This window comes from Bacillus sp. NMCN1 (genome assembly GCF_002998085.1).
In the GTDB taxonomy this organism is placed as follows: Bacteria; Bacillota; Bacilli; order Bacillales; family Bacillaceae; genus Bacillus.
The window spans coordinates 1516244-1531751 of the sequence record NZ_PVQL01000001.1; the positions used below are offsets into that span (position 1 = coordinate 1516244).

Consider the following 15508-nt stretch of genomic DNA (forward strand, 5'->3'; position numbering starts at 1 on the left):
ACCGTAAAAAAAAGACCTGTGAAAGAAAGATCACTAAGATCCGCTCACAGGCCTTTTATTCGTTCTATTCTTCGTCTTCTTCTTGATCTAAGAACGTATTTAACGTTTCTTCAATCATATCCCACTCTTCATCCGTTTCAATCGGCTCTAGCTCGCCATCTTCACCGTTTTCGTTTGGCGTGAAGCTTGATGCATGAATTTCAATTTCTTCATTGTCTTGCTCAGAAATTGGGTAGTAAAGAACATATGATTTGTTAAAATGGTCGCTTTCAAAAGTAAATAGTACTTCGCAAAGCTGTTCATTTCCATTATCATCAACGATTGTAATTTGCTTTTCTCCGTGTTCCATTTAATTCACCTCATTTTAATTTAAGCTGTCTAAATACCCTTGCAGGATCATAACAGCCGCCATTTTATCAATGACTTTTTTACGTTTTTGTCTGCTCACATCTGCAGAGATGAGCATTTTTTCTGCTGCCATTGTCGACAGACGCTCGTCCCAAAGCACAACAGGAACATTGTACGTGTTTTCTAGCACTTTCGCAAATGATTGGCTGGCTTCGCCTCTAGGACCTACCGTACCGTTCATATTTTTTGGAAAGCCAAGTACGATTTTATCCGTTCCGTATTGCGCGACGATCTCAGACAGGCGGCTGAGACCGAAGTCTCCGCCTGCTTCATCAATTTTAATTGTTTCAATCCCTTGCGCTGTCCATCCCATTTCATCACTGATCGCAACACCAAGGGTTTTCGTGCCTAAATCTAAGCCTAAAATTCTCATGTTTTACGCCTCTTTATGTGTCTCTAAGTACGATTTAACCAATTCCTCAATTAATTCGTCTCGTTCTAGCTTACGAATTAGGTTGCGTGCATCCTGATGTCTCGGAATATAAGCAGGGTCGCCTGACAGCAAGTATCCGACAATTTGATTGATCGGGTTGTATCCTTTTTCTTGGAGTGCATCATGTACTGTAATGAGCACTTCATTCACATTGGTTTCAGCTGAATCATCAGAGAAGTTAAACTTCATTGTCTTATCAAATGAACTCACTGCTTCTTGCACCTCTCTTCCAACATTCTACTAGCAAGCTTTTTTCTAACCGCTCATCTAATACCATTATTCTACACTACATCGCCTGATTATAAAACGGATTTGACAGATTCTTCGACAGTTGCCAGTGCTTCTTCTAGCTTTTCTGGTTGTTTACCGCCTGCTTGTGCCATGTCTGGACGTCCGCCTCCGCCTCCGCCGCAGATTTCAGCTGCCTGCTTCACAAGTTTCCCTGCATGCAAACCTTTTTCGATGACGTCTCTTGTCACTCCTGCTGAAATGTTTACTTTTCCGTTTTGAACAGCTCCGAGCACAATGACAGCTGACCCTAATTTGGCTTTTAAGTCATCGACCATTGTTCTTAAATGGTTCATGTCTTTCGCGTTTACTTTTTCAGTTAACACTTTCACTCCGCCGATATCTGTCACTTTCTCTAAAATAGAGCCTGCTTCAGCCTGGCTTAATTTTGCAAGAAGAGATTCGTTTTCTCTTTGAACCTCTTTTAAATCTGCCTGTAATGAAACGATACGTTTTGGTACATCTTTCGTATTTGACTTCAGCTCACTCGCTGCCTGTTCTAAAATGGCCAGCTGGTCATTTAATTCTTCGTATGCACCTTTACCAGTCACAGCCTCAATCCGGCGTGTTCCAGCACCAATACCCGATTCAGATGCAATTTTAAACAATCCGATTTCCGCCGTGTTTTGCACGTGACAGCCGCCGCATAGCTCGATGCTGTAATCGCCTACCTGGACAACGCGGACAATATCGCCATACTTCTCGCCAAAGAGCGCCATTGCACCCATTTCTTTTGCTTCAGCAATCGGCTTCAGGTCAATAGCAACAGAGATGCCTTCCCAGATCTTTTCGTTCACGATTTTTTCAATCTGAGACAATTCTTCTTTTGTCACTTGTCCAAAGTGAGAGAAATCAAAGCGCAGTCTATTTTCATTCACCAATGATCCCGCTTGGTTCACGTGGCTGCCCAATACATCTTTTAGCGCCTGATGCAAAAGATGTGTCGCTGTATGGTTTTTCACAATGCCTTTTCGAAGAGCTGATTCCACTTCTGCAGTGACTTCAAGTCCTTTTTTGGCTGTACCGCTTACGACTACTCCTTCATGGACATGCTGACCGTTTGGTGCCTTCTTCACATCTTTGATGTCAATGATGACTTCTTCGCTTTTTAATGTTCCTTTATCAGCCACTTGTCCGCCGCTTTCCGCATAGAAAGGTGTTTCATCTAACAAGATTTGCACCGTATCGCCTTCGTGTGCTTCTGTGACAATTTCACCATTTTGAAGCAATTCGACAATATGGGCATCTGCCGTTAGATTTTCGTAGCCAACGAAGGTGCTCTCTACTTTAATATCTCCTAGAGCGCCGCCTTGAACCTGCATACTGCCGACATCTTGTCTCGCATTTCTTGCACGTTCACGCTGCTTCTCCATCTCCGCCTGGAAGCCTTCTCGATCAACTGTCATGTTCTCATCTTCTGCGTATTCTTCTGTCAGCTCAACAGGGAATCCATACGTGTCATACAGCTTAAATACATCTTCACCTGAAATCTGCGTGTTGCCTTTGTCTATTTCTTTTTTGATGACTTCTGACAAAATAGCTAACCCTTCGTTCAGTGTTTCATGGAAGCGTTCTTCTTCATTTTTGATGACTTTCGCAATAAATTCTTCTTTTGCTTGTACATCTGGGTAGAAATCCTTCATGATTTCCGCAACAACTGGTACTAAATCATACATAAACGGGCGATGGATGTGAATGGTTTTTGCATAACGCACTGCACGGCGAAGCAAACGTCTTAACACATACCCGCGGCCTTCATTGGAAGGAAGCGCTCCATCACTTACAGCAAAGGCAACCGTCCGGATGTGGTCAGCAATTACTTTAAATGCTGTATCTTTTTCCTTTGTCTCGCCATAGCTTTCTCCGGAGATGGTTTCAGCTGCACGAATAATTGGCATGAATAGATCTGTATCAAAGTTCGTTGGCACGTTTTGAATGACGGATACCATTCGTTCAAGACCCATCCCTGTATCAATGTTTTTCTTCGGCAGCGGCGTGTATGATCCATCTGGATTATGGTTAAATTCAGAGAACACAAGATTCCACACTTCTAGATAACGCTCATTTTCTCCGCCAGGATATAATTCTGGATCGTTCATGTCGTCACCGTATGATTCACCGCGGTCATAGAAAATTTCCGTATTCGGTCCACTTGGTCCCTCGCCAATATCCCAGAAGTTTCCTTCAAGGCGGATAATACGTTCTTCAGGTACACCTATTTTATCTCTCCATAGAACATACGCTTCTTCGTCCTCTGGATGGACTGTTACAGATAACAAATTCGGATCAAAGCCAATCCACTCATCACTAGTGAGGAATTCCCACGCCCATTCGATGGCTTCTTCTTTAAAATAGTCACCAATAGAGAAGTTGCCGAGCATTTCAAAGAACGTATGATGACGTGCTGTCTTTCCTACATTTTCAATATCATTTGTACGAATCGATTTTTGTGCGTTGCAAATACGCGGATTGTCAGGTACGACGCGGCCATCAAAGTATTTCTTTAATGTTGCCACGCCGCTGTTGATCCACAAAAGTGTCGGATCGTCATGCGGTACGAGTGACGCACTCGGTTCTACAGCATGTCCTTTTTCTTTAAAAAAGTCTAAAAACATTTGGCGTACTTGAGCTGAAGTTAAAGTTTTCATTCAAAAATCCTCCCTTATCATTCATCAATCTCCACACAAACGAAAAAACATCCCGCCCTATGCAAGCACAAAACGACTTACACAGGGACGAGATGCTCTCGCGGTACCACCCTGATTATAGACCTATTCGTCTATCACCTTCACATCCGATAACGCCGGAAGAGAGCGGCAGTGTTTATCTGCACTCGGGACTAGCTTCCGTTAAAGGTCTGATAAGGCTTTTCTCAGCAACATAAAGCCTCTCTCTGCAACAGCTTTTTAACGTACTCGGGTCCGTCATTGAATTCAGTATGTATGAATCGAAATTATTATAGACAACTCGGCTCCTCTTGTCAATGAACGCTTCGTCTCATGAGGATATATTGCACAATGATCACCCTGATTATAGCGGCAGTTGGTACGGCTAAAATCATGCCAATTAACCCAAATAACTCTCCTCCTGCTAGCAAGACAAGCATAATGACGACAGGATGCATATGAAGGCTTCTCCCTACAATGATCGGGCTGAGGACATTGCTTTCTAAAAATTGCAGCACCGCTACTGTAATCAGCACAATAATAACCGATTTAACCGAGATGGTAAACGCAATAAAGACAGCGGGAACCGCACCAATAATCGGTCCAAAATACGGAATGACATTCGTTGCGCCAATCAGCATACCTAGGACAAGCGGATAAGGGATATGAAACAGCCAAAGCACAATGGCGGCTGCACCGCCAATTAATGAACAGACAAGCAGCTGCCCTCTAATATAATTACCAAGCGATTCATCAACTGCCTTCACAAACGCATGACCCCTCTTCCGAAATGAGGGCGGCGTCAAATACCATGCAGCCCGCTTCATCGTATTCATGTCCTTCACCATATAAAAAACCAGAAAAGGAATGAGTGCTGCAACTAATGCGTAATCAAGTAATACTTTACAGCTAAGAATCATCCGCTCCGCGCCGTTAGCTGCATATGTCTCCGATTGAACAATTAAGCGATCCAAGCGGTCGTGAAGTCCGTCGGGCCAATGACTAGTATGATGATGAATATGAGATAAGGCACCATTATACGTTTCAGCAAGCACAGGAATTTGTTCTGACAGCTCATTTAACTGCTTGATCATGACAGGCGCCCCTTTATAAACCGCAAAACCAATCCCGCCAAAAAACAGCACATAAATCAATAAGAGACTAACAGTCCTTGGTAAGCCCCCCGCGTGCAATCTTTCCACTATCGGATAAAGCAGATAAGAAATAAAAATGGCAATGAGAAGCGGAATCAGAACCGCCTTTAACAACAAAAAAATAGGCATCCATAACTCGTCGAGCTGCAGTAAAATGAGCAAGGATGCAAGGACAAGCAGGACCCCTGCGGCATATATCAGAAATTGGATCGGACGTTTCTTCACCTTTTTCACCTCTTTTCTTATTGTTTATCCATCTTCTGTAATTATCCATATAAATAAAATTTGTCCTAACTTTGTTAAAAATGAATACACATGAAACATACAGCTCCATCCAAAGTCACTAAAATGTCTACACTGAATATTCCATCATGTACAAGAGGAGGTTCTTCATGATCACATTCGAAGAAGTCAACAAGCATTATGGCCAGTTCCATGTACTTAAGGACATTAACCTACATATTCAAAAAGGTGAGGTTGTCGTGATCATCGGTCCTTCAGGATCAGGTAAAAGCACGATGCTCAGATGCATCAATCGTCTTGAAAGCATTGATGAGGGAAAGGTACTCGTCAACGAAGTGCCTGTTCAGCATCCGAAGACCAACATCAATCTTGTCAGGCAAAATATCGGGATGGTGTTTCAGCATTTTCACCTCTACCCTCATAAGACGGTACTTGAAAACATTATGCTTGCGCCAATGAAGGTGAAAAAGGTGAGCAAGGAAGATGCGAGGGAAACAGCCGAATTTTATTTAAATAAAGTCGGCATTCCTGATAAAGCTGACGCCTACCCTTCAAGACTCTCAGGCGGACAGCAGCAGCGTGTTGCGATTGCAAGAGGGCTTGCGATGAAGCCAGAGGTCATGCTTTTCGACGAACCGACATCCGCACTTGACCCAGAGATGATTGGAGAGGTACTAGATGTGATGAAGCAGCTCGCCCGAGAAGGAATGACCATGGTTGTCGTCACACATGAGATGGGATTTGCCAGAGAAGTGGCCGACCGCATTGTCTTTATTGATGAAGGCAGAGTTCTTGAAGAGTCAACACCGGCTGCATTTTATGAGAAACCGCGCGAGAAACGCGCTCAGATTTTTTTAAGCCGTATTTTAAATCATTAGGGGGAATGTTTTGATGAAAAAAATGAAACGCTTTGGCCTGCTGCTCTTTATGACTTGCTGTATTGCTGCATTACCTGCTTGCGGATCTGACGAAAAAGGCTCGACTGATGTAAAACAAGGAAGCTCTTTAGAAGCCATTCAGAAAGACAAAAAAATCATATTCGGGGTCAAGAATGATACACGTCTCTTCGGTCTAAAAAATCCTAGCAGCGGAGATATCGAAGGATTTGATATCGATATTGCTAAAGCCATCGCAAAGGAAATGCTCGGCGATGAAGGAAAAGCAGAATTCAAAGAAGTGACATCGAAAACGAGAATCCCTTTACTACAAAAAGGCGATATTCATGCGATCGTCGCGACCATGACAATTACAGAAGAGCGTAAAAAAGAAGTCAATTTCTCTGATGTTTACTTTGAAGCAGGACAATCACTGCTTGTGAAAAAAGGAAGCGACATTCAATCGATTGATGATCTTAAAAAAGGGACGAAAGTGCTTGCAGTGAAAGGATCTACTTCTTCTCAAAATATTCGCGAAAAAGCACCTGAAGCGTCTGTATTAGAATTTGAGAACTATCAGGAGGCTTTTACAGCTTTAAAATCAAACCAAGGGCAAGTGCTGACAACCGATAATGCGATCTTATTTGGTATGGCAGATGAGGATTCAAATTACGAAGTCGTCGGCGACACCTTTACGGATGAGCCTTATGGCATTGCTGTGAAAAAAGGTGATCAGAAATTAACAGCTGCGATCAATAAAGCCCTAAAAACCTTAAAAGACAATGGAGAGTATGACAAGATTCATCAAAAATGGATCAAAGAATAACCGTTTGACTTGTGAAGAATGATTCTCTCAGGGTGAGCCGCTCATTGGCTCCCCTGTTGATCAGGAAGGAAGTGAACTGATTGCTGCGGTTTTCCATTCTTATTGAAAATTTTCATCTTTATGTAGAAGGCTTCAAATATACCGTTGGTGCAAGTGTCATTGCTTTGATTGGAAGCTTTTTGATCGGTACACTCATTGCCATTATGAGAATTGCGCCACTCAGGCCGCTTAACTGGTTAGGAACGGCTTATGTGGAATTTATTCGGAATATTCCGTTATTATTAATTACATTCGTTTTCTTCTTTGGTTTACCCGTGCTAGGCATTGTAGCAGATGGCTTCACCGCTGGCACGATCGCCCTTGCCATTTATACCTCTGCTTTTATTGCTGAAGCCATTCGCGCAGGGATACAAGCTGTACCGCTTGGACAAATGGAAGCCGCCCGCGCATCAGGTCTGTCCTATGGCGGGACGATGCGGTATATCATTCTGCCGCAAGCGATTAAAATTGTCATTCCCCCTCTTGGGAATCAATTTATTAACCTTGTCAAAAACTCCTCTATTTTAGGTGTCATTGCAGGGTTTGATCTCATGTATCAAGGAGACCTCATCGCTTCTAGAACATTTGTGACATTTGATGTCTACATCTTTGTTGCCATGTTCTATCTGTTATTAACGATTCCGCTCAGTTTAGGCGTTGGTTATTTAGAAAAAAGATTAGCAAGAAGCCACTAGAAAGGAGGAAACATCATCATGGATTTTATAGGTGCCTACCAGCCTGATCATCTCGCCTTTTTACTTGAAGGATTTGCTGTCACCTTAAAAGTGGCTTTTATCTCCATCATTTTGAGCTTTCTCATTGGATTAGTCATTGGCACATTGCGGTTCGCTCAAATTCCGGTTTTATCAAAGTTACTTGCGGTCGTCGTAGAAACCATTCGAAACCTTCCGCTCTTACTGATCATCTTTTTCACTTATTTTGCACTGCCTGAAATCGGCATTAAGCTGAGCATCACAGCCTCAGCCATTGCAGCTTTAACCGTATTTGAATCAGCGATGCTGTCAGAAATTATTCGAAGCGGTTTAAAATCAATTGATAAGGGGCAGATCGAAGCAGCCAGGTCTTCTGGTTTAACCTATATCCAAACGTTAAAAATGATTATTATGCCGCAGGCTTTACGCCGAATGGTACCGCCGATTGTCAGTCAATTTATTTCTCTTTTAAAAGATACATCGCTTGCTGTTGTCATTGCACTTCCAGAACTTTTGCATCACGCTCAAATATTAAATGGCCAGAGCCAGTCTTACTTAATGCCCATTTTCCTCTTAGCGGCAATGATGTATTTTGTCGTCAATTTCAGCTTATCATTACTAGCACGCCGATTAGAATACAGGCAGGCATAAAAAAGGCATCCGTTTTTGGCGGATGCCTCAGCGTGTAGACAAACCCTCGCATTCGGTGTCAGGTCTGCGCTCCGGTGCTCACGAATGTCAAATTCGCTCTGCTCCGGTACTCGACCTTCCTAGGCTGCAAAGGTTTTCTATCACGCTGAAAATGAAAACAAAGGGCTAAAATCAAGATCATTTTAGCCCTTTGTCAACAATCTGGGACATCCGCTTTTGGCGGATGCCTTTTTGTTTACATCATTCTCATAACACGTTTTCTTATCTTTTTCATATCCCGCTTTGATGGCATATCATATCGACTTGCAAAGTGATATGCGAGTGCACCTGCACCAAGCGTTAATAGTGAAGAAGTCATTTTGCCCATTCGAAATTCCCCCTTAACACTTATAGTTGAATTGAACGTTCATCATCACTAAACAGATCATCTAAGCTGCTTAGTGTCCCGTCTTCTTCCACTTGGTGTGTAGATATTTTGCCTTTTGACAGCGTCAATTCAATAAAACAGCCCCAGCAATAATATTGATTGACCCCAATTTTTCCGATGTCTTTACATTTGCAATTTGGGCAAATGAGCATAATCAGCACCTCTTTACGTTCGGTTTAGAACAAGTGCTTCCTTTTGAACGTTGATCAAGGTTCCGGCAGCCTGCAGCTGTTTTCGAATCCCTGATAGCTCTGTAAAGAAGCCGTCCGAGAGTTCATATGCTACGATTGTGCCCGAATTTGTGCAAAAGTATACATCTTCCAAAATGCCTAAATTTTCACCGTCAGGCGACTGCATCATTTTCTTTTTCAATTTCGAAAATAAGAAGGATGGGGCGGAGGAATCCATGCCTACTCCCTCCTGGCAGCTCACATATAAGCCTTTGTCTGTCAGCTGATCACCAGCAGAGAACGGAACGAGTGCACAGTCTTTCTTTTTCCCATCTAACACATATCCTCCACAGCTGCCTCCGGCTAATAAGCAAATATCTTTAATGGAACCAAGTGAATGAGACAGCTCACCTGTATAGATTGACATTCCTTCAAGCTCTCGACATGTTCTCAAAATGTGCTCAACCACCTTTTGCGGAACAGTCTTATCGTGTGCGTTTGCTTCGATACTCATACGAAGAAATGGCTTCCATGAACGGAATATGAGGATTTCTTTTCACGCTTAAAAGGCTCCCATATGGAAGCCTTTTATTCATGCATAAAATCAAACGGAGTGATTCCCTCCATGCCAATATTTGCGTCATGTACGCTAAACGGCAGCTCTTTTTGGAGTGCGGCAAGCTCCGCATCCATAACTTCATTAGTTTGCATCAGCCGCATCGTTAAGGACGTTTGTCTGAGCGAATCCTCATTGTTTTTCACGCCCCACTTCAGCGCTGATTCCTCGCCGCACAGGATTAAAAACTTTTTACTTCGTGTAATGGCTGTGTACAGCAGATTTCGCCGCAGCATTCTGTAGTAGCTTCTCACGACTGGCAGCACAACGATGGGGAATTCACTGCCTTGTGATTTGTGGATGGAGCAGCAATAGGCATGTGTAAATTGATGAAAATCCTTTTTTGTAAAGGTGATTTCATTCCCATCAAAGGAGATCACAGCCATGTCTTCTTTTTCCGTGTTTTCTTTCGCATAAAAAATCGAGACAATTTCGCCGATATCACCGTTAAAAATATTGTTCTCCGGCTGATTCACAAGCTGAAGCACTTTATCACCGGTCCGGTACACCACATCACCAAACGGGATTTCTCTGCCCTTTGGTTTTTTAGGATTCAAAATATGTTGCAGCATTTTATTGAGCTCATTAATGCCTGCTTTCCCTTTATACATTGGGGCAAGCACTTGAATGTCTTTTGCTGAATAGCCTTTTTGAGCAGCATTGCTGACGACTTTCTCAATCACTTCTTTCATTTGATCAGCTGAGCATTTTATGAAGGATCGGTCCTTTGAACGTGCGGTAATATCTTTTGGCAGGACACCATTTTTCATATCATGCGCAAGTTCAACAATGCTGGAGCCGTCTGCCTGCCGGTAAATATCTGTCAGGGTAACAGCTGGCACGGCTTGTGAGGCAAGCAGGTCTCTTAATACTTGGCCTGGTCCGACAGATGGAAGTTGATGTTCATCTCCTACCATGATCACTTGGATATGATCAGGAATCGCTTTAAACAAATGATTGGCAAGCCAAATATCGAGCATACTTGATTCATCAATGATGACAAGCTTTCCTTCAATCGGCTGTTCCTCATCATGCGAAAAGCCCTCGGATCCGTTCCAGCCTAGCAGCCGGTGAATCGTTACAGCTGGAAGCCCTGTTGATTCTGTCATCCGTTTAGCTGCTCGTCCAGTTGGCGCCGCAAGCACAAATGGAAAGGATTCATCTTTTTTGTAATCACTCGGATCAAGAGATACACCGTGAAGGTCACTGTAAAGCTCAACAATCCCTTTAATGACCGTTGTCTTCCCAGTCCCTGGTCCGCCTGTTAAAAGCAGCATCGGGGACATGAGTGCCTTTTGAATCGCTTCCTTTTGTGTCGGCGCATACTGGACGCCAAGCCGTTCCTCAAGCTCGCCAAGTGCGAGCAGGAATTCTGATTCAGGGAATTGATCTGCATATTCCGTTTGGGAGACGATCTTTTGTATCCGTTTGGCGACACTTTGCTCGGCATAAAATAAGGACGGATGATAGCAGCGCTCATCTTCAATGATCATCTCTTTCCCTTCGCCAAGTGCAATGATCTGATTGGCGACATCTATTTCCGTCACTTTGTACTCATTGCCTGTCTGATTGAGCAGCTTGCGGGTTTCGACAATTAAATCCTTCGTTTGTATGTACGTATGACCGTCCTGAAGACTGGCTGTCTCAACTGTATAAAGCAGGGCTGCACGGATTCGCTCTGGGTCATTTCCTGAGATGCCGGTTCTAGCGCCAAGCTCATCCGCCTTAATAAATCCGATCCCCTCGACATCCTTGACGAGCTGATACGGGTTTTCTTCAATCTTTTGTAGCGTTTCACTCTCGTACACTTGGTATATCTTCATGCTGAGCTGCGGACCAAAGCCATATTGATTCAGGCTGATCATGATTTGTTCCAATCCTTGATGCTCCTGGAGCGCTGCGGCCAGCTTATCTGCCTTCTTTTTTGATAAGCGCGGAACGTCATACAAAACAGCTGGGTCACGCATGATTTTATGAAGCGTTTGATTGCCAAGCTGCCCCACAATTTCTTCCGCCGTCTTTTTCCCTATCCCTTCGAATAAATCACTTGAGAGATAATGAATGATTCCTTGCTTTGTTGTCGGTACTTCCTTTTGAAAATGAGTGGCCTGAAACTGTTCACCAAATTTCGGATGGCTTGTGACTTTGCCATAGAAGGTGTAAGTTTCTTCCTCATGAAGTGCTGGGAAGTAGCCTGTGACAGATGCTGTTTTTTCCTCTAAGTTTTCCGATGTTTCAATCACTTTCACCTTTAACACCGAGTATAAATTACTTTCATTATGGAAAATAACGGCTTGAACTGTCCCCTTTAAAAACGGTTCGTCCTCAAGCTTCATTTGATCTGGATGTTCCTGCACAGGTCTTCCCTCCTTCCGTCTATTCTGCTTCTTGAATCAGCTTTTGCGCATGTAGTGCCAGCATATGGTCAGGCTGCACATCAATGGCTTTTCTTAGCATCTCAAGTGCTTCGTCTTTTTTCTCTAAGTATGCATACGCAACCCCTAAATTATAAAAGGCATCCGCATGGTGCGGATCACGCGCAACCACCTCGGTAAAGGTTGTCACCGCTTCTTCCAGCAATTGTTCATTGGCTAAGCACATCCCAAATTGGAATCTTGCTTCATTATCTTCTTCATTCAGTTCGATGGCACGCTGAAGATAAGGCATCGCGAGCTTCGGCTGCTCTAATTTGATGAGCGTCTGCCCCAGCATATAAAATAAATCACTATTTTCCATGCCAGCTTGTAGTGCTTGTTCAAAATAGTCTTTTGCTTTCATAAAGTCTTCTTTTAATGTGTATACATTTCCTGCCCCGTAATAGGCTGCAGCTGCGGTTTGATCGAGTTCAACGGCTTTTTGAAAGAAGTTTAACGCATGTTCAAATTCATTGATGCTTGAAAGCAAGTTCGCAAAATTAATATATGGAACCGGATCTTTCGGGCTTTCTTCAATGGCTTTCGTAAAAGCTTCCGCTGCTTTTTCGATGTTTCCCTGATTTAAGGCTTCTATGCCGATTTCGTTATGATTCATTCGCTCTCTCATCCTTTCATTAAAAAACCTCAACAGCGACGTTGAGGTTTTGAAAACATGTTACACATACGACAGCTTTTGACCGTCCTTGAAAACATCGTCAATTGTTCCGCCGCCCAGGCATTCGTCGCCATCATAAAAGACAACCGCTTGTCCTGGTGTGACAGCACGAACGGGTTCATCAAAAATGACCATCGCTTCTTGCTCACCTGTCATTTTGACCTTCACATGGTGATCTTCTTGACGGTATCTGAATTTAGCTGTGCATGTTAATTCACCGTTTTCACCGACAATATGAGGACGAGTCCAGCTGATATTGACGGCTGAAATGCTTTCAGAATATAAAAGTGGATTGTGGAAGCCTTGTTCGACAAACAGGATATTTTGTTCCAAGTCTTTTCCAACGACAAACCAAGGATCACCGCTGCCGCCAATGCCAAGACCTTGGCGCTGACCGATCGTGTAATACATCAGTCCATCGTGCTCCCCTTTGACTTCTCCGTCCATCGTCTGCATCACGCCAGGCTGTGCAGGCAAATATTGACTGAGGAACGTTTTAAAGTTTCTTTCCCCAATAAAGCAAATACCCGTTGAATCTTTTTTCGTTGCGGTTGCGAGCTCTGCTTCTTTTGCCAATTCACGAACCTTTTTCTTCTCTAGATCACCGATTGGGAACATGACTTTATCAAGCTGTTCCTGAGTCAGCTGATTTAAGAAATACGTTTGGTCTTTGTTGGCATCAAGACCTCTTAGCATTTTAACTTCATCGCCAGTTCTGTCGACGCGCGCATAGTGGCCTGTTGCTAAATAATCCGCACCGAGTGACAATGCATGCTCGAGGAACGCTTTGAACTTAATTTCTTTGTTACACATGACATCAGGGTTTGGCGTTCTGCCCGCTTTATATTCATCAAGGAAATATTGAAACACTTTGTCCCAATATTGCTTCTCGAAATTCACTGCATAATAAGGGATTCCAATTTGGTTACACACGCGGATGACATCTTCATAGTCCTCCGTTGCTGTACATACACCATTTTCATCTGTGTCATCCCAGTTTTTCATAAATATGCCGATTACATCATAGCCTTGCTCCTTTAGCATAAGAGCAGCAACTGATGAATCGACTCCTCCGGACATACCGACCACAACTCTTGTGTCTTCTGGTCTTTTTGTCATCTTCATCAACTCCATTTTCAATGAAACAGCATGTGCGTTTCGTTCTTCAGGTGCCTGGCTGTTTCATTTTTCACACACGAACAAAAGAGGAACGTTTATTTGGCTAAGCGTTTGACAACAGCTGCTATCTTGCGCGCCGCCTGCTTCACATGATCCTCTTCATTCCCAAGACCGAAGCTTATTCTGACTGAGGACGTCAGCTTGTCTGCTTCTTCGCCATACATGGCGCTTAACACGTGCGAAGGAAGGACGGATCCAGCCGTACATGCAGATCCACTTGAAACAGCAATCCCTTCCATATCTAAATTCACAAGTAACGATTCAATGGAAACGCCCGGGAAATGAACATTTAAAATGTGCGGCAATGTCTCTTTCGGGTGCCCATTGATAGAGAAATTGAGTGATTCCTCTTCGAATACTTGCAGCATGATTTCTTTGAGCTTACCATAATGCATGGCTTTTTCTCTTCTATTTTGCTTCGTTAATTGAACAGCTTCTGCAAGTCCCACGATCCCTGCCACATTTTCAGTGCCAGCACGGCGTTTTCTTTCTTGTTCTCCTCCGAAAATTTGCGGAGAAAGTTTCACGCCTTCGTTTACATATAAAAAGCCCGTTCCCATTGGACCATTTAGCTTATGGCCAGAAGCAGATAAGAGATCAATATGAAGGTCTGCTACATCGATTGGCATTGTTCCAAACGCCTGCACGGCGTCTGTATGAAAATGAGCAGTGTGATTGTGTAAAAGCTCGCCAATGTCTTTGATTGGCTGAATCACACCTGTTTCATTATTGCCGTACATGATGGTCACAAGAATCGTATCATCTTTTAATGCTTGTTTTAGTTGTTCAAGACGAATCAATCCAGTTTCATCTACATCTAAATATGTCACATCAAATCCTAGCTTCTCTAGGCGTTCACATGTGTGCAGCACCGCATGATGCTCTGTTTTTGCTGTGATGATATGTTTTCCTTCATGCTGTCTTGCCATGGCCACACCTGTAATCGCCAGGTTGTCCGCCTCTGTTCCTCCACTTGTGAGGATGATCTCCTGAGGTTTACAGTGTAATTCTCCTGCAATCACTTCTCTTGCTTCATCGAGCCACTTTCTTGCCTCGCGCCCATATGAATGAATACTAGAGGGATTGCCAAATATCTCTGTAAAGTAAGGCATCATCTTGTCCACAATACGCTGATCCATCGGCGTTGTGGCCGCATGATCTAAATAGATTCGTTCCATTTCCGGTACACCTCTGATCTAAATATAGAACATATACGCGTCTTGATTCCCGTCATCTGTATAGCTTGCCAAGTCTTCAAGAGTTGTATTGTCTAGTACGTCTTTTACTGCATCACGAATCCGAATCCAGAGTTCACGTTTTGCTGGTTCTTCGTTTTCGATGACTTCGACAGGACTAATCGGTCCTTCTAATACACGAATAATATCACCGGCTGTGATCTCGTTTGGTTCATGTGCAAGAACATAGCCACCATATGCACCGCGAATACTTTTCACAAGACGGGCATTCCGAAGTGGTGATACAAGCTGCTCTAAATAATGCTCAGACAAATTATTGTTTTGAGCGATTGATTTTAATGATGTGGGGCCTTCTCCATGTTTTTTAGCTAATTCGATCATGATCGTCAGACCATATCTGCCTTTAGTTGAAATTTTCAAGTTAAACACCTCTGCGTTTTCTATTCTATGTCATCAATTATTTTTCTGATTTCATATACGCTTATATAGACCAAAAGCAATTATATCATACTTTCAGCCAACTTTCATTTGCCG

General features: G+C 43.2%; 17 protein-coding genes and 1 other annotated feature. Of the genes, 4 read left to right on the plus strand and 13 right to left on the minus strand.

Annotation, left to right across the window (positions count from 1 at the left end; translation table 11 throughout):
* Positions 1 to 64: 64 nt before the first annotated feature.
* The 5 genes from C6W21_RS08075 to C6W21_RS08095 all read right to left on the minus strand — a co-directional run bounded on the left by C6W21_RS08075 (position 65) and on the right by C6W21_RS08095 (position 5174).
* Positions 65 to 349 (minus strand): DUF1292 domain-containing protein, encoded by a 285-nt coding sequence (locus C6W21_RS08075; protein ID WP_003216483.1) that lies wholly within the window; start codon positions 347 to 349, stop codon positions 65 to 67.
* Between the two features lie 15 nt (positions 350 to 364).
* Entirely contained in the window at positions 365 to 781 is a 417-nt protein-coding gene (gene ruvX, locus C6W21_RS08080; protein ID WP_106049931.1) for a Holliday junction resolvase RuvX, read from the minus strand.
* A gap of 3 nt (positions 782 to 784) precedes the next feature.
* Positions 785 to 1051, minus strand: coding sequence for an IreB family regulatory phosphoprotein (locus tag C6W21_RS08085; RefSeq protein ID WP_008358522.1), 267 nt, complete (start codon positions 1049 to 1051; stop codon positions 785 to 787).
* 89 nt (positions 1052 to 1140) lie between these two features.
* On the minus strand, positions 1141 to 3777 hold the full coding sequence (alaS, locus tag C6W21_RS08090) for an alanine--tRNA ligase (protein WP_106049932.1): 2637 nt from the start codon (positions 3775 to 3777) through the stop codon (positions 1141 to 1143).
* Between the two features lie 80 nt (positions 3778 to 3857).
* Positions 3858 to 4066 (minus strand) — a binding site (T-box leader).
* Positions 4067 to 4109: 43 nt separating this feature from the next.
* Positions 4110 to 5174, minus strand: coding sequence for an AI-2E family transporter (locus tag C6W21_RS08095; protein WP_106056108.1), 1065 nt, complete (start codon positions 5172 to 5174; stop codon positions 4110 to 4112).
* Between the two features lie 167 nt (positions 5175 to 5341).
* Between C6W21_RS08095 and C6W21_RS08100 the strand changes: the two genes are divergently transcribed.
* The 4 genes from C6W21_RS08100 to C6W21_RS08115 all read left to right on the plus strand — a co-directional run bounded on the left by C6W21_RS08100 (position 5342) and on the right by C6W21_RS08115 (position 8296).
* Positions 5342 to 6070 (plus strand): amino acid ABC transporter ATP-binding protein, encoded by a 729-nt coding sequence (locus C6W21_RS08100; RefSeq protein ID WP_106056110.1) that lies wholly within the window; start codon positions 5342 to 5344, stop codon positions 6068 to 6070.
* A gap of 13 nt (positions 6071 to 6083) precedes the next feature.
* Positions 6084 to 6893: a transporter substrate-binding domain-containing protein gene (locus C6W21_RS08105; protein WP_106056112.1), complete on the plus strand. Its 810-nt coding sequence runs from the start codon at positions 6084 to 6086 to the stop codon at positions 6891 to 6893.
* Positions 6894 to 6973: 80 nt separating this feature from the next.
* A complete protein-coding gene (locus tag C6W21_RS08110) occupies positions 6974 to 7627 on the plus strand; it encodes an amino acid ABC transporter permease (protein ID WP_106049934.1) in 654 nt (217 codons plus the stop codon).
* A gap of 18 nt (positions 7628 to 7645) precedes the next feature.
* Entirely contained in the window at positions 7646 to 8296 is a 651-nt protein-coding gene (locus C6W21_RS08115; RefSeq protein WP_106049935.1) for an amino acid ABC transporter permease, read from the plus strand.
* Positions 8297 to 8531: 235 nt separating this feature from the next.
* Here C6W21_RS08115 and C6W21_RS08120 read toward each other — a convergent pair whose 3' ends face one another.
* From C6W21_RS08120 to cymR, 8 genes are all read right to left on the minus strand, one after another.
* Positions 8532 to 8663, minus strand: coding sequence for a YrzQ family protein (locus C6W21_RS08120; RefSeq protein WP_106049936.1), 132 nt, complete (start codon positions 8661 to 8663; stop codon positions 8532 to 8534).
* Between the two features lie 20 nt (positions 8664 to 8683).
* On the minus strand, positions 8684 to 8875 hold the full coding sequence (locus tag C6W21_RS08125; RefSeq protein WP_003216308.1) for a hypothetical protein: 192 nt from the start codon (positions 8873 to 8875) through the stop codon (positions 8684 to 8686).
* A gap of 13 nt (positions 8876 to 8888) precedes the next feature.
* Positions 8889 to 9407 carry a PRC-barrel domain-containing protein gene (locus C6W21_RS08130; RefSeq protein ID WP_106049937.1) on the minus strand — a complete coding sequence of 173 codons (519 nt, stop codon included), beginning with the start codon at positions 9405 to 9407 and terminating at the stop codon, positions 8889 to 8891.
* A gap of 74 nt (positions 9408 to 9481) precedes the next feature.
* On the minus strand, positions 9482 to 11866 hold the full coding sequence (gene recD2, locus C6W21_RS08135) for an SF1B family DNA helicase RecD2 (protein ID WP_106056114.1): 2385 nt from the start codon (positions 11864 to 11866) through the stop codon (positions 9482 to 9484).
* A 19-nt stretch (positions 11867 to 11885) separates the two neighbouring features.
* Complete coding sequence (locus C6W21_RS08140; protein WP_106049939.1) at positions 11886 to 12539, minus strand: tetratricopeptide repeat protein; 654 nt, start codon at positions 12537 to 12539, stop codon at positions 11886 to 11888.
* Between the two features lie 60 nt (positions 12540 to 12599).
* On the minus strand, positions 12600 to 13718 hold the full coding sequence (gene mnmA / locus C6W21_RS08145; RefSeq protein ID WP_106049940.1) for a tRNA 2-thiouridine(34) synthase MnmA: 1119 nt from the start codon (positions 13716 to 13718) through the stop codon (positions 12600 to 12602).
* Between the two features lie 95 nt (positions 13719 to 13813).
* The gene (locus C6W21_RS08150) at positions 13814 to 14956 is read right to left on the minus strand and encodes a cysteine desulfurase family protein (RefSeq protein WP_106049941.1); all 1143 of its coding nucleotides are present in this window, start codon (positions 14954 to 14956) and stop codon (positions 13814 to 13816) included.
* A gap of 18 nt (positions 14957 to 14974) precedes the next feature.
* Positions 14975 to 15394, minus strand: coding sequence for a cysteine metabolism transcriptional regulator CymR (gene cymR / locus C6W21_RS08155; RefSeq protein WP_012010726.1), 420 nt, complete (start codon positions 15392 to 15394; stop codon positions 14975 to 14977).
* Between the last annotated feature and the right edge of the window lie 114 nt (positions 15395 to 15508).